This window comes from Actinomycetota bacterium, from assembly GCA_035640355.1.
In the GTDB taxonomy this organism is placed as follows: domain Bacteria; phylum Actinomycetota; class UBA4738; order UBA4738; family HRBIN12; genus CALGFI01.
In genome coordinates, this window is the sequence record DASQWI010000026.1 from 76,792 (window position 1) to 100,265 (window position 23,474).

General features: G+C 67.6%; 24 protein-coding genes. 6 read left to right on the forward strand and 18 right to left on the reverse strand.

Going from position 1 to position 23,474, the window contains the following annotated elements; translation table 11 throughout:
* The 5 genes from VFA08_13075 to VFA08_13095 form a co-directional block, all read right to left on the reverse strand.
* Positions 1-711: a Crp/Fnr family transcriptional regulator gene (locus VFA08_13075; protein HYZ14520.1), complete on the reverse strand. Its 711-nt coding sequence runs from the start codon at positions 709-711 to the stop codon at positions 1-3.
* Between the two features lie 104 nt (positions 712-815).
* Positions 816-941 carry a hypothetical protein gene (locus tag VFA08_13080; protein ID HYZ14521.1) on the reverse strand — a complete coding sequence of 42 codons (126 nt, stop codon included), beginning with the start codon at positions 939-941 and terminating at the stop codon, positions 816-818.
* A gap of 154 nt (positions 942-1,095) precedes the next feature.
* Positions 1,096-1,284: a hypothetical protein gene (locus VFA08_13085; protein HYZ14522.1), complete on the reverse strand. Its 189-nt coding sequence runs from the start codon at positions 1,282-1,284 to the stop codon at positions 1,096-1,098.
* A gap of 44 nt (positions 1,285-1,328) precedes the next feature.
* Positions 1,329-3,497, reverse strand: a complete 2,169-nt coding sequence (locus tag VFA08_13090; protein HYZ14523.1) for a cyclic nucleotide-binding domain-containing protein — start codon at positions 3,495-3,497, stop codon at positions 1,329-1,331.
* Between the two features lie 372 nt (positions 3,498-3,869).
* Positions 3,870-4,730, reverse strand: coding sequence for a HemK/PrmC family methyltransferase (locus VFA08_13095; protein ID HYZ14524.1), 861 nt, complete (start codon positions 4,728-4,730; stop codon positions 3,870-3,872).
* 145 nt (positions 4,731-4,875) lie between these two features.
* Here VFA08_13095 and VFA08_13100 point away from each other — a divergent pair, with 145 nt between their 5' ends.
* The gene (locus VFA08_13100) at positions 4,876-5,241 is read left to right on the forward strand and encodes a co-chaperone GroES (protein ID HYZ14525.1); all 366 of its coding nucleotides are present in this window, start codon (positions 4,876-4,878) and stop codon (positions 5,239-5,241) included.
* A 10-nt stretch (positions 5,242-5,251) separates the two neighbouring features.
* Here VFA08_13100 and VFA08_13105 read toward each other — a convergent pair whose 3' ends face one another.
* Complete coding sequence (locus tag VFA08_13105; protein ID HYZ14526.1) at positions 5,252-5,656, reverse strand: secondary thiamine-phosphate synthase enzyme YjbQ; 405 nt, start codon at positions 5,654-5,656, stop codon at positions 5,252-5,254.
* Entirely contained in the window at positions 5,653-6,213 is a 561-nt protein-coding gene (locus VFA08_13110) for a hypothetical protein (protein HYZ14527.1), read from the reverse strand. Before VFA08_13110 ends, VFA08_13105 begins: the two co-directional genes overlap by 4 nt.
* A 115-nt stretch (positions 6,214-6,328) precedes the next feature.
* Here VFA08_13110 and VFA08_13115 point away from each other — a divergent pair, with 115 nt between their 5' ends.
* Positions 6,329-6,853, forward strand: coding sequence for a hypothetical protein (locus tag VFA08_13115; GenBank protein ID HYZ14528.1), 525 nt, complete (start codon positions 6,329-6,331; stop codon positions 6,851-6,853).
* Positions 6,854-6,873: 20 nt separating this feature from the next.
* On the opposite strand, the gene VFA08_13120 is transcribed toward VFA08_13115, so the two are convergent.
* The 6 genes from VFA08_13120 to acs form a co-directional block, all read right to left on the reverse strand.
* A complete protein-coding gene (locus VFA08_13120; GenBank protein HYZ14529.1) occupies positions 6,874-7,071 on the reverse strand; it encodes a hypothetical protein in 198 nt (65 codons plus the stop codon).
* A complete protein-coding gene (locus tag VFA08_13125; GenBank protein HYZ14530.1) occupies positions 7,068-7,277 on the reverse strand; it encodes a hypothetical protein in 210 nt (69 codons plus the stop codon). Before VFA08_13125 ends, VFA08_13120 begins: the two co-directional genes overlap by 4 nt.
* Before the next feature lie 61 nt (positions 7,278-7,338).
* Entirely contained in the window at positions 7,339-7,740 is a 402-nt protein-coding gene (locus VFA08_13130) for a thioesterase family protein (protein ID HYZ14531.1), read from the reverse strand.
* Positions 7,740-7,967, reverse strand: coding sequence for an NIL domain-containing protein (locus tag VFA08_13135; protein HYZ14532.1), 228 nt, complete (start codon positions 7,965-7,967; stop codon positions 7,740-7,742). The genes VFA08_13130 and VFA08_13135 overlap by 1 nt, the downstream gene beginning before the upstream one ends.
* Positions 7,968-8,119: 152 nt before the next feature.
* Complete coding sequence (gene groL / locus VFA08_13140) at positions 8,120-9,742, reverse strand: chaperonin GroEL (protein HYZ14533.1); 1,623 nt, start codon at positions 9,740-9,742, stop codon at positions 8,120-8,122.
* Between the two features lie 217 nt (positions 9,743-9,959).
* Entirely contained in the window at positions 9,960-11,927 is a 1,968-nt protein-coding gene (gene acs, locus VFA08_13145) for an acetate--CoA ligase (protein ID HYZ14534.1), read from the reverse strand.
* A 186-nt stretch (positions 11,928-12,113) separates the two neighbouring features.
* Between acs and VFA08_13150 the strand changes: the two genes are divergently transcribed.
* Positions 12,114-12,272, forward strand: a complete 159-nt coding sequence (locus tag VFA08_13150) for a DUF5679 domain-containing protein (protein ID HYZ14535.1) — start codon at positions 12,114-12,116, stop codon at positions 12,270-12,272.
* A gap of 49 nt (positions 12,273-12,321) precedes the next feature.
* Here the strand turns inward: VFA08_13150 and VFA08_13155 are convergent, their stop codons facing one another.
* Positions 12,322-12,792, reverse strand: coding sequence for an Rrf2 family transcriptional regulator (locus VFA08_13155; protein HYZ14536.1), 471 nt, complete (start codon positions 12,790-12,792; stop codon positions 12,322-12,324).
* A 97-nt stretch (positions 12,793-12,889) separates the two neighbouring features.
* Between VFA08_13155 and VFA08_13160 the strand changes: the two genes are divergently transcribed.
* Entirely contained in the window at positions 12,890-14,134 is a 1,245-nt protein-coding gene (locus tag VFA08_13160; protein HYZ14537.1) for a glycosyltransferase, read from the forward strand.
* On the forward strand, positions 14,131-15,639 hold the full coding sequence (locus VFA08_13165) for a trehalose-6-phosphate synthase (GenBank protein ID HYZ14538.1): 1,509 nt from the start codon (positions 14,131-14,133) through the stop codon (positions 15,637-15,639). Before VFA08_13160 ends, VFA08_13165 begins: the two co-directional genes overlap by 4 nt.
* Before the next feature lie 15 nt (positions 15,640-15,654).
* Here VFA08_13165 and otsB read toward each other — a convergent pair whose 3' ends face one another.
* The 4 genes from otsB to VFA08_13185 form a co-directional block, all read right to left on the reverse strand.
* Positions 15,655-16,440: a trehalose-phosphatase gene (otsB, locus tag VFA08_13170; GenBank protein HYZ14539.1), complete on the reverse strand. Its 786-nt coding sequence runs from the start codon at positions 16,438-16,440 to the stop codon at positions 15,655-15,657.
* Complete coding sequence (locus VFA08_13175; GenBank protein HYZ14540.1) at positions 16,379-16,864, reverse strand: LytR C-terminal domain-containing protein; 486 nt, start codon at positions 16,862-16,864, stop codon at positions 16,379-16,381. Before VFA08_13175 ends, otsB begins: the two co-directional genes overlap by 62 nt.
* Positions 16,865-16,943: 79 nt before the next feature.
* A complete protein-coding gene (locus tag VFA08_13180) occupies positions 16,944-17,231 on the reverse strand; it encodes a DUF3263 domain-containing protein (GenBank protein HYZ14541.1) in 288 nt (95 codons plus the stop codon).
* A gap of 44 nt (positions 17,232-17,275) precedes the next feature.
* A complete protein-coding gene (locus VFA08_13185) occupies positions 17,276-22,108 on the reverse strand; it encodes an NAD-glutamate dehydrogenase (GenBank protein ID HYZ14542.1) in 4,833 nt (1,610 codons plus the stop codon).
* 148 nt (positions 22,109-22,256) lie between these two features.
* Here VFA08_13185 and VFA08_13190 point away from each other — a divergent pair, with 148 nt between their 5' ends.
* Positions 22,257-23,474 (forward strand): hypothetical protein, encoded by a 1,218-nt coding sequence (locus VFA08_13190; protein ID HYZ14543.1) that lies wholly within the window; start codon positions 22,257-22,259, stop codon positions 23,472-23,474.

A 23,474-nucleotide genomic window follows, 5' to 3' on the forward strand; every position in this document is an offset into this window, starting at 1 on the left:
TCAGCTTTCCTGCACGCCCGCGAGCCGGGCGAGGCCCGAGATCTTCCGCAGCACGAAGCGCCGACCGTCGCGCTCGACGTAGCCACGTCGCTGGAGGTCCGAGAGGATCCGCGTGACGTTCTCCCGGCTGCCGCCGCACAGACTCGCCAGGTCCGCGTGCGTGACCACCGAAGGGAGAACCGCACCGTCGGGCGGGAGGTCGTCGAGCGACGGCGCGACGAGCTGCAGCAGCCGCTTGGCCACGCGTCCCTTGAGATCGAGGAACAGCAGGTCTTCGACGAACGCCTCGTGCGATTGCACCTGCCGCGACAGCGCGCGGAGGATCGCCCGCGAGGCGGCCGACTCTTCCGTCACGAACTCGAGGAAGGTGGCACCCTGGACCGTCCACACCGACGACTCCTCGAGCGCGAGCGCCGCGGCCGTGCGAGGCATGCCACCGAGCACGCCGAGCTCGCCGAAGAACTGAGGACGATCGAGCGTCGTGTGCAGCTGCCGGTGGCCGCTCGCCGAGAGGGAGCTGATCTCCACACGGCCGTCCACCAGGAAGAAGACCTCGGGGGACTCATCGCCCTGGTGGAACAGATACGTGTTCCGCCGGTACCGGCGGACCGAACCGCGGTCGGCGAGTCGCGCGATCATCTCGGCCGAGGCGCCCTCGAACAGCGGGGTACTCGCCATCATCGCTTCGAGGCCCGACACGCCGACCGCCATACGCCGTCAGCGTAGCCAGTCCGCACCTCCGCCGGGAGGCATCACAAAAGCAAGACCCGGGAACTCGTCCCGGGTCTTGCCAAACGGCGAGTGCGAACCGCGCTCTACTTCTGCTTCCGCGCGCGCTTGGCCTTCCTCAGCCTCTTGGTCACCCGCGTCGCCGGCTCCGCCTTCGACGTCTTCGCCGTCGACTTCGTCGCCACCTTGGGAGTGATCTTCTTGTCCGCCACCTCGTCACCTCCCCCGGGAGATCCAGCCCCTCCGATGAGAGGGGGCTTCACCAGGAACGCTCGAGGCGCATAGTGCGACGCCGAGCACGAGGTCGATGTGTCGGCGGTCACACACCCCTGCGTGACGTCGGTCACGGTTCGGATGTGACGACCGTCACACTTGCTCGTCGAGCTCCGGTAGGGACAGCGGATCGGGTCGAGGTGTGCACGCTCCGCAGAACAGCGCGTCCTCCACGATCAGCGCCCGGGTCACGTCGCCGGTCTTGAACAGCTCGACCACGTACGGGAGGGTCTCCACGTGGTCGGCGCAGATACCTCGTCCGCAGAACCGACAGCTCCCCACGGCTGTCTTCCGGCAGTGCCAGCAATCCATCGACAGGTCCCTCCTCAGTGCTCGGCCGTGCGCTCGATCGGAGCCGCGGACACGACGCCCCGGTGGAAGATGCCCGCAACGACCTGGTCGAACCCCTCGCGTTCGACCTCGAAGACGCGCATCGGCGTTCGCGCGACGACGGACGCCGTGCGAGGGATGCCCATGAGCAACGCGAGCTCGCCGAAGTGCTCTCCCGCGCCGATCGACCGGATCGCTTCGTCGTCCTGGAGCACCTCTGCGCGCCCCGACCCGATCACGTAGAACGCGTCACCGTGGTCACCCTGCTCGACCAGGACCTCATCGGGCGAGACGGCGATCCATCGACCATGACGAAGCAGCTCCGCGATCGAGGCCGACCCGAGCGACGCGAACGGGGGGAGTGATCGGAGCTCCGCCGCTTGCTGAAGCGTCGGGGCGAAATCGGGAAGGTTGACGCTGTCGCTCAGCAGACGGTCGAACGTGCTCTCGTCGATCTCGAACAGCTGTGCGTCCACGACCGGACGGACCGTCGCCGAACGCGGCGCACCGTCGACCAGGCCGAGCTCACCGAACATGTCTCCGCGCTCCAGCGCTCGGATGACGTTGTCCTTTCCTGTGCTCTCGTCCTCCTCGACGACCTCGAGCTTCCCCCGTCGGACAACGTAGAGGGCGTGGGGTCGATCTCCCTGGCGGAAGACGGGCTTGCCGGCCGGATATCGCTTCAGCTGGACACGGCCCGCGAGGTCGGACAGCACATCCTCGGGCAGGTCTTCGAAGATCGGCGAGCCATCGATCAGCTCCGCGGCCTCGACGCGCCACCCCGTTTCGAGCTTGAACCTCAAGGCGTCGACCCATCCCTTGATCTTCTTCGCGAACGACCGCACGAGCTTGATCACCCCGCGGATGGCCGGACCCGCCACGAACAGGGCGAGAGCAATCAGAAGCAGTCGACCGAAGACGCCGCCGTCCCACAGCGCCGAGATGAGGCCACCGAAGATCGTCTCCCAGAAGAAGAACGCAGTGAACACGGACAGGATCGTGAACGCGACGCCGACGATGCCGTAGAGCGCCAGCCCGACCTCCTGCTTCGTCACGCGCTCGCGTCGGCGCAGCTTGCGAAACAGGTCATACCGGATGAAGCGCAAGGACCGCGGACGGAGGTCCGGCACCTGGATCACATCCGCCAGGATGAAATAGCCGTCGAGCTCGAGCAGTGGGATGAGGTTCATGAAGATGACGAAATAGTTGATGACAGCCCAGGTGAAGAGGAACGGTGAGACCGCCGCGTGAGGAAAGGCCCAGATGAAGATCACGGCGATGCCCGAGACGATGAGCTCCGCGTACGGTCCGGCGAAGGACTGTGCGATCCGCTCCTTGCGGTCGAGCATCAGCACCTCCGACGACTCGACGAAGAAGACGGGAGAGCCGAAATAGATCATGAAACCGGCGCTCTTCACCTTGCGTCCGTGGTGGACCAGGACGACGGCGTGGCCCAGCTCGTGGATGAAGGTCAGGACGTAATCCATCCCCAGCAAGATGAATGTCTGGATCGCAGCCGATCCGCCGCCGAGCTCGAAGCGACCGCTTCGATACACGGCCGCGAAGGCGACCAAACCGAGAGCGGCCACGACGGCGGCGGCAACGCCCAATACCGGCGTGAAGAAGAAGCGGACGAAGCGACGGTACAACCAATCGACGAGCCGGTGCGCTCCGGCCCAATCGACGGAGAGCGTAGTGACGAACTCGCGCGTCTTCGCCCGCGCCAGCGACGCCGGGTGCGCCGCCCGATCGACGATCTTCCGAGCGTCGACGTACCGGTCGGTGAGGAAGTTCCCCACGCGCAGCTCACGGACGAGGTCGGCAACGCCGTCCAGCTCCATGTCGCCCGATTCCTGCAACCGCTCGACGACGATCTCGCGGACGGTCCGCGTTCCGTCCATCAACTGCAGGAGCGGAACGTCGTTCAGCGACAACTCGTAGTGCAACAGCTCCGTCGGGTTGGCGATCATCGCGTAGTCGTTGCCCCAACGAAGCCTGAAGGTCTTGACCTCGACGTCCGGTCGGAGCTGCGGGCGGTACGTGGCCGGGTCGAGGCGCTCCGACAGCCTCGACCAGATCCCTCCTTCATGGTCCTGCTCCGGAGCTCTGGCCATCGCACCGTGCACGGCCCCGAAGACGCCACGCTCGCTCAGGATCTCGGTCACCGTTCCGGATCCCTTCGGGCCCGTTCTGCCTCCAGCCGTCTCCGAATCACGTCGTAGACCGACAGTCGTGGGCGCGCGCGTCGTTTCTGCGCGTACAGGTTGCCCGCCACGGCACCAACGAGAACGATCACCGCCAACGCCGCGAGCACGCCCTCCACCCGGGCATCTTGGGCCCCTCCGTCCTTCCGGTGCAACGCGAGGGGGACGCGGTATCGGATTCATGGCCTGGCCACATCACCGTCTTCGGCGCGACACACCGAGGGGCTAGCGTCGGGTCTGCCAAGAGGCATGCGCCCCTCTGGAGCGGGGAGCCGGCCGCGAAGGGCCGGCTCCCCGCGCCCCCTTCCCCACCCAGTCGGTCCGGCCCCCGTTTCAGGGCGACCGACCGACGAGCACGCGCGTCACCTTGAACCCGCGATCCATCGTGCTCCGTACGTCGCGGAACCCGGTTCGCCGCATCACGGAGCGCACGGCGCGCGCGCGATCGGGACTCACCTCGATCAGCAGCCAGCCGCCCGGACGGAGCCAGGCCGGCGCCTCGGTCGTGCTCCGTTCCACGATTCCCAGTCCATCGGGACTCCGGTCGGTGAGCGTGTGCGCCGGCTCCCACCGTCGGATCTCCTGGGGCAACTCCCGGAGCTCCGACCTGGCGACGTACGGCGGGTGCAAGGTCACGACGTCTACGCCGCCGCGGAGGTGCTTCGGCAGCCCGCCGTACAGATCACCGACCACGAACGTCGCTGGGAGGCGAAGCTTGCGCGCGTTTGCCCGTGCGACGCGGATCGCCTCGGGGGAGATGTCGGTGCCGTAGACGCGCGCGCGCCGAACCTCGTTCACAACGGCCAGCGCGATGCCCCCTCCGCCGGTCGCGACATCCACGAGCACCGGTCGTCTCCTGCGACGCACCCGACGAACGGCCTGCTCTGCGAGGAACTCCGTCGAGTCCCGTGGGACGAACACGCCCGGCCGAGCGAGGACTTCCATACCACGGAAGATCGCGTACCCCTTGATCAACTGAACCGGCTCGCCCTTCACGCGACGCTCGATCATCCGCTCGAAGCGGCGCCGCTCGCCCGGGGAGACCTCCGTGTCGCGGTCGAAGTCCTCAGTACCGATCGCGTGGCCGAGCAGGTCTTCAGCCTCGATGAGCTCGCGATCTCGTTGCCAGTGATCGATGGCCGGCGACGCCTTGAGTGTCTTGACGGCCTCGTCGACGAGATCCCCGGCGTTCACGGGCGTGCAACCTACCAGGCAGTCTGGGCGTGATCCGCGCGACGCGGTCTGCGCGCTCCGCGCGACGCAGTCTGCGCGCTCCGCGCGACGCCGTCTGCGAGAACCGTGAACGGGTCCGTGGCTCGTCGCGTGCGACAATCGCCTGGTGAGCGCGGCACCCAAACACAAGCCGAAGGCGCGAGGAAAGCGGACCCCCAAGGAAGAGGTCCGGCTCACCGGCGACCGGATCGTCGTCGAGAACCCCGAGGACGGCGAACGCAAGACGCGGGCCGGGCTGCTGATCCCGGCCACGGCGGCGCCCGCGCCGAAGCGTTGCGTCTGGGGCGAGGTAGCGCTGGTCGGCCCCGACGTCCGCGCCGTTCGCGCGGGCGACCGCATCCTCTACCTTCCGCAGGCCGGTCTGGAGATCGAGCTCGATGGGCGCGAGTACCTGCTCCTGCGCGAGCGTGATGTCCAGGCAATCGCGTCTCCCGCGAACGGCCAGGAGGCGCAACCGGGCCAGTATCTGTAGCCCGCTGGGGTCAGCCGCTCAGGAACGACAACCGCACTCGGCGCGTGTCGTTCTCGTGGTTCGGATCCACGAGGACGATCCGCTGCCACGTGCCGAGCGACACTCGCCCGCTCCGGACCGAGAGGACCAGCGACGGGGACACGAGGACGGGCAACAGGTGATCGCCGCCGTGTCCGACCGAGCCGTGACGGTGCGCGTATCGGTCGTCGCGCGGCAGCAGCCGCTGGAGGAGCCGCTCGAGGTCTTCCTCCGATCCCGATCCCGTCTCCATGAGCGCGAGACCCGCCGTCGCGTGCGGCGCGAACACGTGGAGCAGTCCGTCGCCACCCGAGCTCGACGCGAACGTCGCGACCCGATCGGTGATGTCCACGACTCGACGGCCGTGCGTGTCGAGACTGAACTCCTCGACGTTCACACTGTCGGGCCGGGGTCGCTCGCGGCGATCTGCATTGACGATGGCACCTCATCGGCCTGGACTCGCGCCGTCGCGAGTTGCACGCCGGCGCCGACGACGGCGATGAGGCCTCCGGCGATCACCACGTACAGGCCGACGCCGATGGAGATACCGATCTGGCCGCTGTCGACCAGCACGTCGAGGAGCGCTCGAAGCTCCTGGAACGACACGCTCGTCGCTACCGCCGTTTCCTCTGCCACGCTGTCCAGGGCGCTGTCTGTGAGCGTCAGCGCGTCGAACAGGCCGAAACCGACACCGAAGGCCCCCACGATGCCTGCCGCAACGGCCAGCGGGCGTTGCGGTGCCGTCGTTGCCGCGATTCCCACCGCGACGACCACGAGACCCGCCACGACCGTGACCCAGCCGTCGGTCATATCCACGCCAGAAACGACCTCGCTCTGCCCGGCGCCGGAGAACTCCGCCCACGACAGGAACGAGCCGATCACGAGCAGCGCGCCGCCGACGATCGTGAGGATCGCGCCGATCGGCGCACGCGGTGGGGTCGTCGCCTCGCTCACGCGGAACCTCCGATCGTCGGGTCGGGCCATCCTTCCATCGCCCCCGAAGCGCGCGCAACGCTCGCGGCCTCCGAGATCGGTTGACGTATGTCTGTAATCATGTAATCCTCCAGGCATGAGACGATCATCATCCAGCGAAGAGGTGCAGGGCTGGTTCGCGGGGCGGTTGCCGACCGAGTGGTTCGCCGGATCGCCCGATGTGACGGCGGATCGCGAAGAGATCCTCGTCGTCGGGACGCTGTCGGATCCCGAGCTTCCCGAGGGCTCGACGCCCGAGGCGACCTCGGCGGCACGGCTGTCGCGGATCGATGGGTTCCGGGAAGACACCCGGGAACGCAGGATGGGCATCGCCGACGAAGCCCAGCATCGGTTCGGCCGACGGGTCTCGTGGGGAGCCCAGTGCGGCGACGTCCGCAAGCTGTTCACGACGGTGAGCGCGCCCGCAATGACGCGCCTCAGGATGCCCGAGCGCCGGGTGCTCGACACGCTCGTCGAGGCAGGCGTCGCCCGCTCGCGCAGTCACGCGCTCGCGTGGTGCGTTCGGCTGGTCGCCGACAAGCAGGACGAGTGGCTGAAGGACCTTCGTGAAGCCCTCACGAACGTGGAGAAGGTTCGAGGGGACGGCCCGGCGAACGTCTGAGGGTTGCGGCTCGCCGGAAGCTACAAGCCGCTGTCGGCGCCGATCGCCATTCGGTAGAGGCGCTCAGTGCCCTCGTACAGGACGACCTCCTCGACGCCGGTCTCTTGAAGGTCGGACCAGCACGCCCCGATCCAGGCCTCCGCCGACTCGGCGTCGGGGAACCGGGGGGAGCGACCGAGCTCCTGCCCCAAGTGATCCAGGTAGCTCCAGAACATCACGCCCGCCGGATCGACACCATCATGTTCACGGCCCTGCTTACCACGACGCGCTCCCCTTCCTTCAAATCCCCTGGAATAGATTCGGCGCCCAGCCGTCCGGACTCAACCAGCCCGTCGGGATACACGACGGTCACGTCAACGTAGGGCGACCCGTGGATCTGCAACCCACGGACCTCCCTCACGATTCCTTCTCGCTCGCCGAGCACGAGGGCGAAGGCTAGCGCAGCGGAGAAGAACCGAACACCCAAACCGACCACCGCCGCGCGTTCAGCTCGAGGGTGCCGCGTCCCGCTCGAGCGCGCCGCGTTCGTCCTCGGTGAGCGGTCGAGAGCGAAGGGTCGCGGGATCGCGGGGGACGATCACCGACTCCGCCACGGCCGACAGCGAACCATCGCGACGAACGATCTCCTCTCGCGTCCGGATGCTCCCGCGTCCCACCGACGCCAGCGAGCATCGAACGACGACCCGCTCATCGTCCTGCGTCAGCTCCTGCTTGAAGTCGATGGCCACGCGCGCGAGCACGAAGTGCCACGTATCGGTGACCGATCCGAGCATCTGTTGGACCCACGCGTCGCGCGCTTCCTCGAGGTACGTCAGGTAGACGGCGTTGTTCACGTGGCCGTACGCGTCCATGTCGCGCCAGCGGATCGCGATGGTCCGCTCGAGCATCAGTCGATCCGGTCCACCTGCAGGCCGATGTCCGCGAGCCAGCTCACGGCCTCGGCGATTCGGTCGTCGTCGCCATCGACCTCGACGATGATCCAGCCGCCGCGTTCCTCGTCGAGGTTCGCCCGCCGGATGTTGGTGACCAGACCGAACTCCGTCCCCATCCGATGGATGACGGGCTCCGAGATGAGGTCCTCGGGGAACGTGAGATGGAGGCGAGCCTTCGACATCGCGGCAATCCTGACAGAAGCCCGGCGCCGCACGTCTTGGAACCAACCCTGGCCATTGAACGAGCGACAGCCCCGGGACGGGGATCCCGGGGCCGTCACATCGGAGAGAGGGGGCTCCTCACTGAGGGATTCGTCGAGGAGCCCGCGTGGGTTCAGAAGTCCATGTCACCGCCACCGCCGGGCATCGGCGGCGCCTTCTCCTTCTCGGGCTTCTCGGCCACGACTGCTTCGGTCGTCAGGAACAACGCCGCGATCGATGCGGCGTTCTGCAGCGCCGAGCGCGTGACCTTCGTGGGGTCGATGATGCCGGCCTTGAACATGTCGGCGTACTCCCCCGTCGCCGCGTCGAGCCCGTGACCGACGTCCAGACCGCGTACCTTCTCGATCACCACACCGCCCTCCAGACCCGCGTTGTGGGCGATCTGCTTGAGCGGCTCCTCCAGCGCCCGCCGGACGATCACGGCGCCCGTGAGCTCGTCGCCCTCGAGGTCCACCTTGTCCAGGGCGGCCTGCGCGTTGAGGAGCGAGACGCCTCCACCGGGGACGACGCCCTCCTCGACAGCGGCCTTCGTCGACTGCACGGCGTCCTCGATGCGGTGCTTCTTCTCCTTCAGCTCGACCTCGGTGGCCGCGCCGACCTTGATCACCGCGACGCCGCCCGCGAGACGCGCCAGCCGCTCCTGCAGCTTCTCGCGGTCGTAGTCGGAGTCCGTCTTGTCGATCTCGGCCTTGATCTGGTTGATCCGGCCCTTGATGTCCTCTTCCCTGCCGCCGCCCTCGACGACCGTCGTGTCGTCCTTGGTCACGACGATCTTCCGGGCCGAGCCGAGCAGGTCGATGGTCGCGTTCTCGAGCTTCAGGCCGACCTCCTCGGAGATGACCTGACCGCCGGTGAGGATCGCGATGTCCTGGAGCATTGCCTTGCGGCGGTCGCCGAAGCCCGGCGCCTTGACCGCGCCCGAGCGGAACGTGCCACGGATCTTGTTCACCACCAGCGTGGCAAGTGCCTCGCCCTCGACGTCTTCGGCGATCACCAGGAGCGGCTTGCCGCCCTGCATCACCTTCTCGAGCACCGGGAGCAGGTCCTTCACCGCGCTGATCTTCTGGTTGGCGATGAGGATGTACGGCTCCTCGAGCACGGCCTCCATGCGTTCGGCGTCAGTGATGAAGTACGGCGAGATGTATCCCTTGTCGAACCGCATGCCCTCGACGAGCTCGAGCTCCATGCCGAAGGTGTTCGACTCCTCGACGGTGATCACGCCGTCCTTCCCGACCTTGTCCACAGCTTCGGCGATCTGCTCGCCGATCTCGGGGTCGGCCGCGGAGATCGCGCCGACATGGGCGATCTCCTCCTTCTGCTCCACTTCCTTGGACTGGTTCTTGATGCTCTCGACGGCGAGCTCGACCGCGCGCTCGATGCCGCGCTTGATCGCCATCGGGTTGGCGCCGGCCGCGACGTTTCGCAGCCCTTCCTTGACGATCGACTGTGCCAGGACCGTGGCGGTGGTCGTGCCGTCGCCCGCTACGTCGTCGGTCTTCTTCGCGACCTCCTTGACGAGCTCGGCGCCGACCTTCTCCAGCGGTTCCTCGAGCTCGATCTCCTTGGCGATCGACACGCCATCATTGGTGATCGTGGGGGCTCCCCACTTCTTCTCGAGGACGACGTTGCGACCCCTCGGCCCGAGCGTGATCTTGACCGCGTTGGCCAGCATGTCCATGCCGCGCTCGAGGGCTCGCCGCGCTTCCTCGTCGTACGAGATGAGCTTCGGTGCCATCTCCTGCCCTCCTCCGGTTTCTTCGGGGGCCGGCCTGGTCTGTCGCGGCCCCTCACCCGACCTACGGCTCGTCGGCCCCGACTGCTAGCACTCAGGGCCTTCGAGTGCTAGCGAAATCCTAGCGACGACCGCCGGACCTGGCAAGGCGCCGGCCGGGGCGTGGGCAGAGTCGAGGGCAGGCGCCCGACGATCGGGGTGGTTCGGGGAGCCTCTCCGATCACTCCTCGCCGCTGGCCGCGCCCGACTCCACCATGGTGTGGATCTGCTCGACCACCTCGGCGTTCGCGAGCGTCGTCACATCGCCCAGCGGGCGGCCGTGCGCCACGTCGCGCAGCAATCGGCGCATGATCTTGCCCGAGCGCGTCTTCGGCAGGTCGTCGGTGAAGATGATCCCGTGCGGACGCGCGATCTTGCCGATCTTCGTGGCGACATGGTCCCGCAGCTCTGCCGCCGCGCCTTCGGTGCCCTCGAACCCGGACTTCAACGTGACGAACGCGACGATCGCTTCGCCCACGACATCGTCCGGCCGAGACACGACGGCCGCCTCGGCGACCTTCTGGTTGTCGACGAGGGCGCTCTCGATCTCGTACGTCGACAGACGGTGACCGGCCACGTTCATCACGTCGTCGATCCGGCCGAGGAGCCAGTAGTAGGCGTCCTCGTCTCGCTTGGCCCCGTCGCCGGCGACGTAGGTTTCGTGTCCGAACTGGCCGAAGTAGGTCTGCACGTACCGGTCGGGATCGCCCCAGATCGTCCGGGCGATCGACGGCCACGGCCGCTTCAGGACCAGGTACCCGCCCCCTCCGAGGCCGACCGAGTGGCCATGTTCGTCGAGGACGTCCGCGAGGATCCCGGGGAACGGGAGCGTGGCCGAACCGGGCTTCAGGGCGGTGATCCCCGGAAGCGGCGTGATGAGGATGGCGCCGGTCTCCGTTTGCCACCACGTGTCGACCACGGGGCAGCGCTCACCGCCGATGTACTTCCAGTACCAGATCCAGGCCTCCGGGTTGATCGGCTCGCCGACCGATCCGAGCAGGCGCAGCGAGGACAGGTCGTGCTTCGCCGGGTACTCGGTCCCCCACCGCATGAACGCGCGGATCGCCGTGGGTGCGGTGTACAGGATCGTCGCGCGGTACTTCTCCGCGATCTGCCACAACCGATCCTTGTCGGGCCAGTCGGGCGCGCCCTCGTAGATGATCCCGGTGGTGTGGTTCGCCAGCGGTCCGTACACGATGTACGAATGACCGGTCACCCAACCGATGTCGGCTGCGCACCAGTACACGTCGTCGTCGTGGATGTCGAAGATCAGCCGATGCGTCGCGGCGACCTGCGTGAGGTAGCCGCCGGTCGTGTGGGCGATGCCTTTCGGCTTGCCGGTCGTCCCGCTCGTGTACAGCAGGTACAGCAGGTCCTCGGCCTCCATGTGTTCTGGCTCGCACTCGGCCGGTTGATCGGCGACGAGCTCGTGGTACCAGACGTCTCGTCCCGGCGTGAACGGATGGTCGCCGCCGGTCCGCCGAACCGTGACGACATGCTCGATCGACGGGCATTCGGTCAGCGACTCGTCTGCGTTCTGCTTCAGCGGCACGACCTGGCCGCGGCGATAGCCGCCGTCCGCGGTGATGAGGACCTTGGCCTCGGCGTCGTTGATCCGGTCGCGTAACGACTCGGCCGAGAACCCGCCGAACACGACCGAGTGGGCCGCGCCGATCCGAGCGCACGCCAGCATGGCCACCGGCAGTTCGGGAATCATCCCCAGGTAGATGGCGACCCGGTCACCCTTCTGCACGCCGATCGACCGAAGGCCGTTGGCGAGGCGGCACACTTCCTGGAGCAGGTCCGCGTACGTGATCGTGCGTTCCTCGCCCGGCTCACCTTCCCAATGGAACGCGACCTTGTCGCCACCGCCCGCTTCGACGTGGCGGTCCAGACAGTTGTACGACGCGTTCAGCGTGCCGCCCGCGAACCACTTCACCCACGGGGGCGTCCACTCCATCACCGTGGCCCACCGCGAGAACCAGCTCAAACGCTCGGCTTGTTCGGCCCAATACGCCTCGTGGTCGGCGTCGGCGCGCTCGTAGATCGAGTCGTCTCGGACGATCGCCCGAGCTCGAAAATCCTCGGGCGGCTCGAACACCCGCTCCTCGGACAGGAGCGCTTCGATATTCCGTTCGGCGTCGGACACCTTGACCAGAACCCCCTCGTTGGGTGAGCCAGGCGCATCGTACGGCGGCCGCCCGAGGCCGGGCCAACCGACTGCGTGCCTGAGATGACATGCTGGGTGCTTGCATCCGTGCCTAGGAGAGGGAAGCATCGTGCCTAGAGGCCGCCAAGGGCGGCCTCGAAGCCTGTTTGGGGAAGGAGGCCCGCCGTGGCCGATCGCTACGAGGCGTACTGCGTGAAGTGCCGGGCGAAGCGAGAGTTCGACGGAACGATCGTGGAGCTCAAGAACGGCCGGAAGGCCGCTCAGGGCACGTGCCCGGTGTGCGGCACCAAGGTCATGCGGATCCTGGGCAAGAGCGCCAGCTAGGCCCAGCCGACCACGAGCCGGCGCCTCCAGCGTGGGGCGCCGGTGGTACTCAGTTCAGGCGGGAGAGCAGCTGCTCCGGCGTGAACACCTTGCTGCCCGCACGTTGCTGGTGCCGCGCGGCGAGGTCCGCCACGGTCGTCCGCTCGAACACCTGCTGGATCGCGCCCGCCACGTCGCCCCAGAAGCCCTGGAGGCCGCAGCGCGAATCGGCGTAGCAGGTGTGATCGGTCGGCTCCAGGCAGAACATCGGGTAGAGCTGTCCCTCGATCGCGTCCGCGATCTGCGCGACCGTGATCTCGGACGGATCGCGGGCGAGACGACACCCCCCGCCGGCGCCGCGGAAGCTCTCCACGAGTTGTGCCTTGTGCAACGCCCCGAGTTGCTGCTCGAGGAAGCGAAGCGGGATCTGCTGCGCCTGCGCGATCTCGCGTGCCGGCACCAGCAGCGCGGCGTCGCGGCGAAGTGCCAGCTCGATCATCGCGCGCATCGCGTACTCGAGCTTCTGCGAGATCTTCAGCACGGCGCCTCCGAAAGCCCAGCGTAGGGAGGCTTTTTCGGGGTGTCAACGAGCGTTCCACCCGCCGTGACCGGAGCGCCCCACGGCTAGACTCGCGCTCGTGCTCCCCGTTGTGCCGGTGCGGCCCAAGCGCATCGACGACTACGCCGAGACCGCGGGACGCGAGGCCGTCGACCGCGTCTGCCGGGCCGCCGAGCCCCTCCATGGGGCCCGCCTGCTCCAGGTCAGCAGCACCGGGTTCGGGGGCGGCGTCGCTGAGCTGCTGCACGCGCACGTTCCGCTCCTGAACGACCTCGGAGTCGAGACGACGTGGGTGGTGATCGAGGGCTCGGACGAGTTCTTCTCGGTGACGAAGGCCGTCCACAACGCGCTGCAAGGAGCGGAGCAACGGTTGACCGAAGAGATGCAGGCCATCTACTGGAAGCGGATCCGCTTGAACGCCGCCGGCCTGCCGCGCGATTTCGACTTCGTCCTGGTCCACGACCCCCAGCCGGCGGCGCTGCTCGGGCCGATCGAGGAGGAGGGCGGCCGATCTGGGCGGTGGCTATGGCGGTGCCACATCGACCTGTCGGCGCCGTTCCGTCCGGTGTGGGACTTCTTCCGGCCGATCGTCGACCGGTACGACGCGGTGATCTTCACCGCCGAGGACTTCGTCCAGTCAGATGTCACGCGGCCGGTTGCCACATTGATCCCGCCATCCATCGATCCGCTCAGCCTCAAGAGCGCCGAGATGAGCCCGGCGACGATCCTCTCGACCGCCGAGACGCTCGGGATCGACCCTCGCCGACCACTCGTGGTCCAGGTCTCTCGGTTCGATCCGTGGAAAGACCCCCTCGGCGTGATCGACGCGGTCCGGCTCGTCCGGAAGAAGGTCCCCGGCGTCCAGCTCGTCATGATCGGCGCGCTCGCCCACGACGATCCCGAGGGGATGCGGTATCTCGAGCTTACGAACGAGCACGCCGCGGGTGATCCCGACATCCATCTTCTGACCAACCTCGACGGGGTGGGCGACGAATCGGTGAACGCGGTCCAGCGCCTCGCCGACGTCGTCGTGCAGAAGTCGCTACGGGAGGGGTTCGGCCTCGTCGTCGCCGAGGCGATGTGGAAGGGCAAGCCCGTCGTCGGCGGCAACGTCGGGGGGATCCGGCTTCAGATCGAGGACGGAGTCACGGGGTACCTCGTCGACAACACGCTCGGCTGTGCCGAGGCCATCATCCGGCTTCTGGAGGAGCCGAAACTCGGCGAGCGGATGGGCGAAGCCGCTCGTAGCGTCGTTCGCGAGCGGTTCCTGACGACTCGGGAGCTCGAGGATCACCTCCAGCTGTTAGGACGGCTGGCGGCATGACCTCCTGGCCGCCGCTGATCGTCGCGTCGAACCGCGGGCCGGTGACCTTCGAGCGCGGACACGACGGGCAGCTCGACGCACAGCGCGGCTCCGGTGGCCTGGTCACCGCGCTGCTCGGCGCGCTGCAGGACGCAGGCGGGCTTTGGGTCGCAGCCGCGATGTCGGATGGCGACCGCGAGATGGTAGCGCGTTCGGACGGCGGTCGGGTCGACATGGGAGCGTTCGGCGCGACGTACCGCGTCCGATACCTCGACATCCCGTCCGACGTCTACGACGGCTACTACAACAAGATCTCGAACGGCGTGTTGTGGTTCGCCCACCACTATCTGTGGGACACGGTTCGTTCGCCTGCGTTCGGCGACGACATCGAGGAAGCATGGCAACAGTACCTCGAGGTGAACAGGCGCTTCGCGACCGCGCTCGCCGAGGAGGGTGAGGCGGTTGCGAGCGAACCGGCGTACCTGGTGCAGGACTACCACCTCGCGCTCGTTCCGCGATTCCTTCGCGAGCTCCGGCCGAACGCACTGATCGCGCACTTCTCACATACGTCATGGGCCGGCCCGACCTACTTCCGGATGCTCCCCGCCGATATCCGCGACCAGCTGCTTCGCGGGATGCTCGGCGCCGATGTCCTGGGGTTCCACTCCCATGCGTGGGCCGAGAACTTCATGCTCTCGGCGCGCCAGGTCGCGGGCACGCGCGTCGACCTGGCGCGGGCACGGATCACGTCGGACGGACGCGACGTAGCGGTTCGGATCCACCCGATCTCCGTAGACGGACGCGCGATGCGAGAGACGGCATCGACGGCGGAGGTGCGCGAACGGCGCCGGGAGCTCGCTCGGTGGCGTGGCGACGCCCGAATGATCCTGCGCGTCGACCGTCTGGAGCTGACGAAGAACATCGTTCGCGGGTTCCAGGCCTACGAGCTCATGTTGCAGCGCGCGCCGTCGTGGCGAACGCGCGTCCGCTTCCTGGCGATGTTGTCGCCGTCGCGGATGGACGTTCCCGAGTACCAGGAGTACGCGGAGCTGAGCCTGGCCGAGGCCGCCCGGATCAACCTCGAGTACGGGGAGGAGGGTTGGAAGCCGATCGAGGTTCGCCTCCGAGACGACTACATCGGCGCGCTCGCCGCGTACGGGCTGTACGACGTGCTGTTCGTGAACCCGGTGATCGACGGCATGAACCTCGTGGCGATGGAGGGGCCGGTGCTGAACCGACATCAGGGGGTGCTGGTGTTATCGCGGAATGCCGGCGCCCACGCGCGGCTCGGACGGTATGCGATCGGCGTGAACCCGTTCGACCTCGGGGAGATGTCGAGGGCGCTGCAGACTGCCCTCGAGATGCCGATCGATGAACGGACGAGACGCGCGCGCGGGCTTTCGCGACTCGTGCTATCGAACACAGCGGCGAGATGGGTGCGATCCCAACTCGAGGATCTGGAGCGGGTACGACGGAGGCGGGTCCCGGCCGCGGGTGCGGCCGGGACCCACGCGCGGGCGAGCTGACAGCCCACCGGACGCCTACGCGAGCGCGATCAACAACGCGACGAGCGCGCGGGGCCCCTCGACGACGACGTCCGCGGCGTCGAGCAGCTCGGGAGGCGTCTCGTCACCGCGAACGGCGACACGCAGCGTCATCACGCCACGGCTCTGGAGACGATCGAGCGCGACGAACGCGTCGACGTCGGCGAGGTCGTCACCGGCGAACAGCACCGCGCCGAGATCACCCCGACCGGCGAGTCGTTCGACGGCTTCACCCTTCATGGGCCGGCCGTGCGGCACGAGCTCGATCACCATCTTTCCCTCGATGAGATCGAGCCCGCCCTCGGTAGCCACGCGTTGGAGCGCAACGGCCAGCGTCCGACGCGCGGCAACGGGATCCGGCGCCTGACGGTAGTGAACGGCGATCGAGGCGCGCTTGTCCTCGACCCATGCCTCGGGCACCTGCGCGGCGGCCGATTCGACGAGCGGGACGATCGCCATGACGAGCTCGGGCGCCTCATCCTCCATCCCGTACAGGCCGACGTACCGCAGGTGGGGCACGTCGACGAGTCGCGCTACCTCCTCCGAACGGCGACCCGTGAGGATGGCGACGAGACGATACCGCGCCGCGACGGCAGCCAGCGCCTCACGAGCACCCTCGACGGGACGCGCCAGCTCTGGACGCGCAACGATCTCGGACAGCGTGCCGTCGAAATCGAGAACGATCCCGCCGGAGTCGGCGTGCGCCCGGAACGCGCCGGGATCAGTTGTTGAGGCTCTGCGCGTAGTCGGTGCCGAGATAGATCGCGACCTGAACGGACGGATCGACGTCTGCGCTCTGGTCGAGCCGAGCGATGACGACGTCGTCGAGCCGGCGAAAGAACTCGTTCGCGATGTACTCCGCCTCGATCTCGTCCGGTCTCGCCCGCCAGTACAGCGTGGTGACCGAGACCGGTGCCGGCGCATCGGCCGCCTCTTGGCCGGCCACGAAGTCGAAGCGCTCGATGAGCTCGTCCTGCGTGTTGCCCGCGAGCCCGCTGACACCCGCGCCGTTGAACACGGCGATCACCGTCCCCTGCACTGTGGGACTGGGCGTCGGCTTCGTCGGTTCGTCGTCGCCATCCGGTGACGGCGTGGGCGACGGGCTGTCGGTCGCACCGATGCCGTTGTCCGGAGGCACCGACGTGTCCTGCGATGCCTCGGGGAACGCCTGGTTGATGAGGACGATCCCCCCGACGACGAGGGCCACGATGAGCGCGAACCTCAGCGTGCTCGCTCCCATTGAGAGGATGAAGCTCCTGTTGGTCGGGGGCTCGTGCCGGCCCATCCTACCCGTGAGTGGTTGACCGCCCAAGCCTCCGGGCGAGCCGCGTTCGTCGTCGCACGTCACGGAGCCGCCTGAGTCGTCCGACCAACATCGGGTCGTACGCCAGCGCGTCAGCCGACTCCACGACGCGAACGAGGACCTGGTGGTAGCGCGTGGGCGAGATGCCGAACGACTCCCTGATCGCTCGTTCCTTGGACCGCCCGGACGGCCGCCACGCGCGTTCGAAGTCGAGTACGTCCCGGCTCAGATCATCGAGACCCCCGTGGAACGGCCGGACCGAAGGCTCCATGCGTCGAGGCTAACAACCGGCTCCGACGTTTCGACCGGCGACGGTCAGCCGGCCAGCGTTCGGATCTGCCGCACGGCGACGGTCACTGCGGCGATATCGCTGGTCTCCTCCAGCTGGAGGCCGCGCATGAACCGCACGAGGCGCTTGAGCGTGTCCTCTCGCTCGGCGATGAACGCGTCCACCGCCTCGTCCACGGACCGACCGTCTGCGTTCGACAGCGCGCGTTCGGCCAAGCGGCGACGCGCCGAGGCGAGGTCGTCCTCGACCGCCTGCAACGCCCACCGATGCCATCGCGTCGACGCGTGGACCTCGTCGAGCCGTCCCTCCAGCCAGTCGACGTACGCCGCCACCCCGACGAGGAAGAACGCCCGCGCCACGTCCTCGACCGGGCGGTCGAGCTCGAGCGCGAGTGTGGCGACGTTCGGTCCATGGACCAGGAAGGGTTGGATCACATGGCGGCGCGCGATGTCGTCGGGAACACCGCGGTCCATCAGGCTCCACGCCTCTCGCTCGCGCTGCTGCCGCCACGCGTCCGGCGCGACGGACACCACCGACTCCTCGAAGCGACGGAACGGCTCTCGGTGTGCCTCGATAGCCCGTCCGAGCGTCCCCGGTGCGTGCAGCAGATACCACCGGGCGACCTGTTCGACGAGGCGGTCGACCCCTGTCATGAGCTCGTCGAGCTCGGGCGGGGGGAGCGTGCCCACGAGCCCCTCGATCGCCTCCCACCGGTCGACGGCGCCCGTGACGTCCCGAGCGATGCGGTACGCGCGAACGACGTCGCCGATCTCTGCCCCGGTCTCCGTCACGAGTCTGGACACGAACGTGATGCCCTGCGAGTTCACGACGTCGTTGGCGACGATCGTGGCGATGAGCTCGCGGCGGAGGGGGTGCTCCGGCATCAGCGAGCCGAACCGCTCGGTTACTGCCGGGGGGAAGTACGCGCGCAAGTCCTGCTCGAGATACTGCGAGTCCGGGAGTGACGAATCGAGCAGCGCGTACTTCACGCTTTGTTTCGCGTACGCGAGCAGAACGGCGAGCTCGGGTCGGGCCATGCCTCGACCGGCGCGACGACGTTCGGTCATCTCCTCGCCGCTCGGCAGCGCCTCGAGCGTTCGGTCGAGCTGGCCCTGCGACTCGAGGGACTGCATCAAGTCGTCGAACGCCTCCATCCGGCCCGATGACTGGCCCGCCTCCTGCGACAGGATCTGCGCCTGCAGGAAGTTGTCGTAGAGCACGTGCCGCACGACGTCCTGTTCGACCTCGTGCAGAAGTGCGTTCCGGCCCTCGAGCCCGAGCTCGCCTCGCTGCATGGCAAGTCCGAAGAGGATCTTCAGATTGACCTCGTGGTCGGAGCAGTTCACGCCGCCGGAGTTGTCGATGAAGTCGGTGTTGATCCGCCCACCGGCAAGCGCGAACTCGATCCGCCCCCGCTGCGTGAAGCCGAGGTTGCCGCCCTCGACCACGACGCGGCAGCGGAGGTCGATCCCGTTCACGCGGAGCGCGTCGTTCACGCGGTCGCCGGCGTCGGCGTTGGACTCCGACGACGCCTTCACGTACGTGCCGATGCCACCGTTGTAGAGAAGGTCGACGGGAGCGCGGAGGATCGCGCGGATCAGCTCGTCCGGCGACATCTTGTCGACGTCGACGCCGAGCGCCAGCCGCGCCTCCGGGGAGATGGGGATCGACTTGGCCGTTCTCGGCCACACGCCACCGCCCGACGAGATCTTCGAACGGTCGTATGCGTCCCAGGTGGACGTCGGCATGTCGAACAGGCGCCGTCGCTCCTGATAGCCCACTGCCGGGTTCGGCGTCGGATCGACGAACACGTGCCGGTGATCGAACGCCGCGACGAGGCACGTCTGCTCGGAATAGAGCATCCCGTTGCCGAACACGTCTCCCGACATGTCGCCGATGCCGACGACGGTGAACGGCTCGTTCATCACGTCGGTCCCGATCTCGCGGAAGTGACGCTTGACCGACTCCCACGCGCCGCGCGCCGTGATGGCGAGCTTCTTGTGGTCGTATCCCGCCGATCCCCCGGACGCGAACGCGTCGCCCAGCCAGAACCCATAGTCGGCCGCGACCGCGTTCGCGGTGTCGGACAGCCGGGCCGTTCCCTTGTCCGCGGCGACGACGAGGTAGGGATCGTCCTCGTCGTGCACGACGACGTGATCCGGGTGCACGACACGGCCGTCGACGCGGTTGTCGGTCAGGTCCAGCAACCCGTTCATGAAGCGGATGTACTGCCGGGTGACTTCCGCGTTCAGCGCCGTCGGTTCCTCCGGCTGACGTTTCAGGACGAATCCGCCCTTGGATCCGGTCGGAACGATCACGCTGTTCTTCACCATCTGCGCCTTCATCAGGCCCAGGACCTCGGTGCGATAGTCCTGCCGGCGGTCGGACCACCGGATTCCGCCGCGCGCGACCTTCCCGCCGCGCAGATGGATCGCCTCCATCTCCGGCGAGTACACGAAGATCTCGTAGAGCGGTGTGGGCTTCGGCATCTCGGGAACGTCGCCGGAGCGGAACTTGAACGAGAGCGTCGTCGCGCGCGGCTTGTACGCGTTCGTCCGAACGGTCGCGTCGATCACTCCGAGCGCGTTCCGCAGGATCCGGTCGTGCTCCAGCGAAACGACGGCGTCGAGGTCGGCGACGATCTGCTCGCGGATCTTCTCGAGCGCCTCCGGATCGCTCGAACGCGCGGGGTCGAACTTGGCCTCGAACAGCGCGACGAGCCTCGCCGCGATGTGCGGGTGGGCGGCGAACGCCTCGTTCTTGTATTCCACGGGGAAGCTCGCGTTAACCCGATGGTGGTACTTCCGATACGCGCGGAGGATCTGCACCTGTCGCCACGTCAGACCCGCCGTGACGACGAGGCGGTTCAGCGAGTCGGACTCGACCTCGCCGTTCCACACCGCCTCGATGGTCTCGGCGATGCGGTCTCCGGTCTCCTCGACATCGAGCGGCTGGTTGTCCGAACCGAGAACGCCGAAGTCGTGCAGGTAACGTTCGCGGCCCTTGCGGGCCATCGATTCGCTCCCCAGGTCCGGATCGCCCTCGAGGTGGGTCGGCCATTCCTCGACCACGCGAAGGCCGAGTGACTCGAGCGTGGGCACGAAGTCGGAGAGCTGGATCTTGCCGCCGGCCTTGTACAGGCGGACGCGGGTGACGGTCTCGCCGTCCTCGGTCTCATTGGCCAGTCCGACGAGGAACGTCCGGTCGCTCGCATCGAGCTCCTCGAACCGCAGGATGTCCTCCACCGCGAGCGCGACGGGCGTGGTCGACTTGTAGTAGTCGGGGAACCGATGCGCCCACCGATCGAGCAGCACACGTGCGCCCTCGGGGCCGTGTAGCTCGGCGAGCCGCTCCTCCAGGCGGTCGTCCCAGGTCCGCGCGATCTCCACGACCTGCCGCTCGAGCTCGTCGGAGGAGACCTTGGGCACCTCGCCGAGCGCGACGTGAACCGCGTAGTGGAGCTGGGCCAGCCCGCTCTCGCCGAACTGCACGTGCTCGTCGATCGACGAACCGCCGAACCGACGCAAGAACAGCTCCTGTAACCGGCGGCCCACGTCGGCGTTGTACCGATCGCGGGGCAAGGCCACGAGCAAGGACACGCCCCGCCCGTAGAGATCCCGCCGGATGAACAGCCGGACCTGCTGATGCTCCTGCAACTGGAGGAGGCCCATCATCTGCACACGGAGCTCCTCGGCAGTCGCGGCGAACAGCTCGTCCTTGGGAAAGCTCTCGAAGATGGCGATCACGGCCTTGTAGTCGTGGGTCCCCTCGAGCAGGTCTTCCGCCTCGAGGATCTGATGGAGCTTGCGCTGCAACAGCGGCGTCCTGCTGGCCGGCTCCGCGTACGCCTTCGACGTGAACAGGCCGACGAGGCGGGTCTCGCCGACGATCCGTCCCTCGGGCGCGACTCTGCGAACGCCGATGTAGTCCATCCGCGCATGCCGGTGAACCGTCGAGACACGATTGGTCTTCGAGTAGATCAACAGATCGCCGCCCTCGATCCGGGCTCGCAGGTTCGGTTCGATCGTCGAAAGCAGCACGGGCCGCCCGTAGGCCGACCAACCGCTCTTCGAAAGGATGCCGAGACCGCTTCGCTCCGCGGTGGCGAGCGCTCTGCCCTCGGGGAGATCGATGAGGTCGTATTCGCGGTAGCCGAGCAGAATGAAGTTCTCGTCGAGGAGCCACTCGAGGAACGCAACCGTTTCGGCGATCTCGTCGTCGCCGTAGAGCGGACCGCCGGCTTCGGCGATCTGGATCATGCCGCGCAGCGCCTTCTTCATCGCGTCGAAGTCGCGAACGGCCAGACCGACGTCACCGAGGATCCTGTGAACGGCTTCGGCGAGGTCCGCCGCTTCCGCCGTCGAAAGACGTCGCTCGATCTCGAAGTGCATGACGGACTCGCGGATCTGCGCGTCGCGAACGTTCAGGACGCGCCTGATCCGGCCTCCGGCCTCTCGCTCGGTTCCGATCACGGGATGGATCAACCGATGGACGGTGAGTCCCCGAGCGTCGAGCTCTGCGTTCACCGAGTCGACCAGGAACGGCGAGTCGAGCGTGTTCGTCTCGAGCACGCTGCCGTGGGTCTGATATCCGTCCAGTCCCATCGTCGGGTTGAACACGCGGACGGCGACGTCGCTCGACCCTCGGTTGTCCGCGATACGGAACGCGCCGAGAACGACCCCCAGGAGCTCGTCGATCCCGAGATCGGCGATGTCCGACGGCGCGAGCCTGCGCGTGAACGCCTGCGCGAACGACGTGACGGCGTCGACCTGCGCGCGGTCGACCTTCGAGGGGATGCGTTCGCGAAGGGCGTCGAGGAGGGTCCTTTGCTCCTTGGACGCCTCGTCGGTGGCGCTCACGCGCCCATCGTACCTGCGCACCTAAACGGATCCGGGGCCACGACCCGAGCGGCCGCTCGCCTCTGGCCGCACGTACCTTCCGTGTCCCGGTGTTGCCCATGGCGCGGACGAGCGGGTAGGTTGGCGCGCGTTCCCCCGCTCTTACGACATGGCCGAATCACCCGAAAAGACCAACGTGCCCGACGACGCCTCGACCCCGCGCGAACAACGACCGACGTTGTCGAGCGGCGACCCCCGGGACCCATCCAGTGCTGGCGGCCCCGCGGCAGCCGCCGCGCGGGCGTCTGTGCGTCCCGATTGGGCCACCGTTGCCCTGAAGATTGCCTCGCTCGCGATCGCGCTGTTCCTGTTCGTCCTGGCGATCCAGCTGATGAAAGAGGGCGCGAAGGCGATCGGGCCGACACTCTCGGACAGTCCGCTGTTCAGCAACGCCTTCTCGACGCTCGGGGCTGGGTGGCTCGGCGCCTACGTGGTCCTTTCGGGGTCACCGATCGCGGCGGTCGCGCTGAGCCTCTACGTCGGCGGAGCGGCGACCGAGCTGCAGACGTTCAGCATGCTGTCCGGCTCCCGTCTCGGGGCGTCGTTCGTCGTCCTGGTCGTCGGATTCATCTATGCGCTCCGACACGCCGATCGTGACCGAAAGGCGTCGATCGGCATGGGCGTTCTCGCACTGTCGCTGACCGCCGTGGTGTACGTACCGGGGATGGCGATCGGCTACGGCATCCTGAAGTCGGGCGCACTCGACGGCATTCGGCTCAATGCGTCGGACGACGTGCTCTCGATCGTCGACTACGTCTGGGGGCCGGCGCTCGATCTGTTGACCCGGCTGCCGTCGTGGACGCTGCTCCCGCTTGGGCTGGCGATCATCCTCGTCTCGTTCCGGTTCCTCGATCTCGTGCTGCCACAGGTCGACGGCGAACGACACGGGAGCAAGCGGCTGGAGATGCTGAAGCGGCCGTGGCCGATGTTCGCGCTCGGCTGCATCGTCGCGACGATCACGTTGTCGGTGTCGGTCGCCCTCACGGTGCTGGTGCCGCTCGCCGGGCGAGGCTACATCCGTCGCGACGAATCGATCCCCTACATCATGGGAGCGAACATCACGACGCTCGCCGACACCCTCGTCGCGGCGATGGTTCTGGGGAACGCGGTCGCCGTCCACATCGTCCTCGCGGAGGCGATCGGCGTCGGTCTCGTATCGCTCCTCCTGCTCGGCTTCGCGTACCGACCTCTCGTCGACGGCGTCATGCGGCTCGACGAATGGGTCGTCGCATCGAACCGGCGCCTGTGGCTGTTCGTCCTGGTGCTGTTCGTCCTGCCTGCGATCTTCCTCACGTCTGGTATCTGGATCGGCCCGATCACCGGCTGA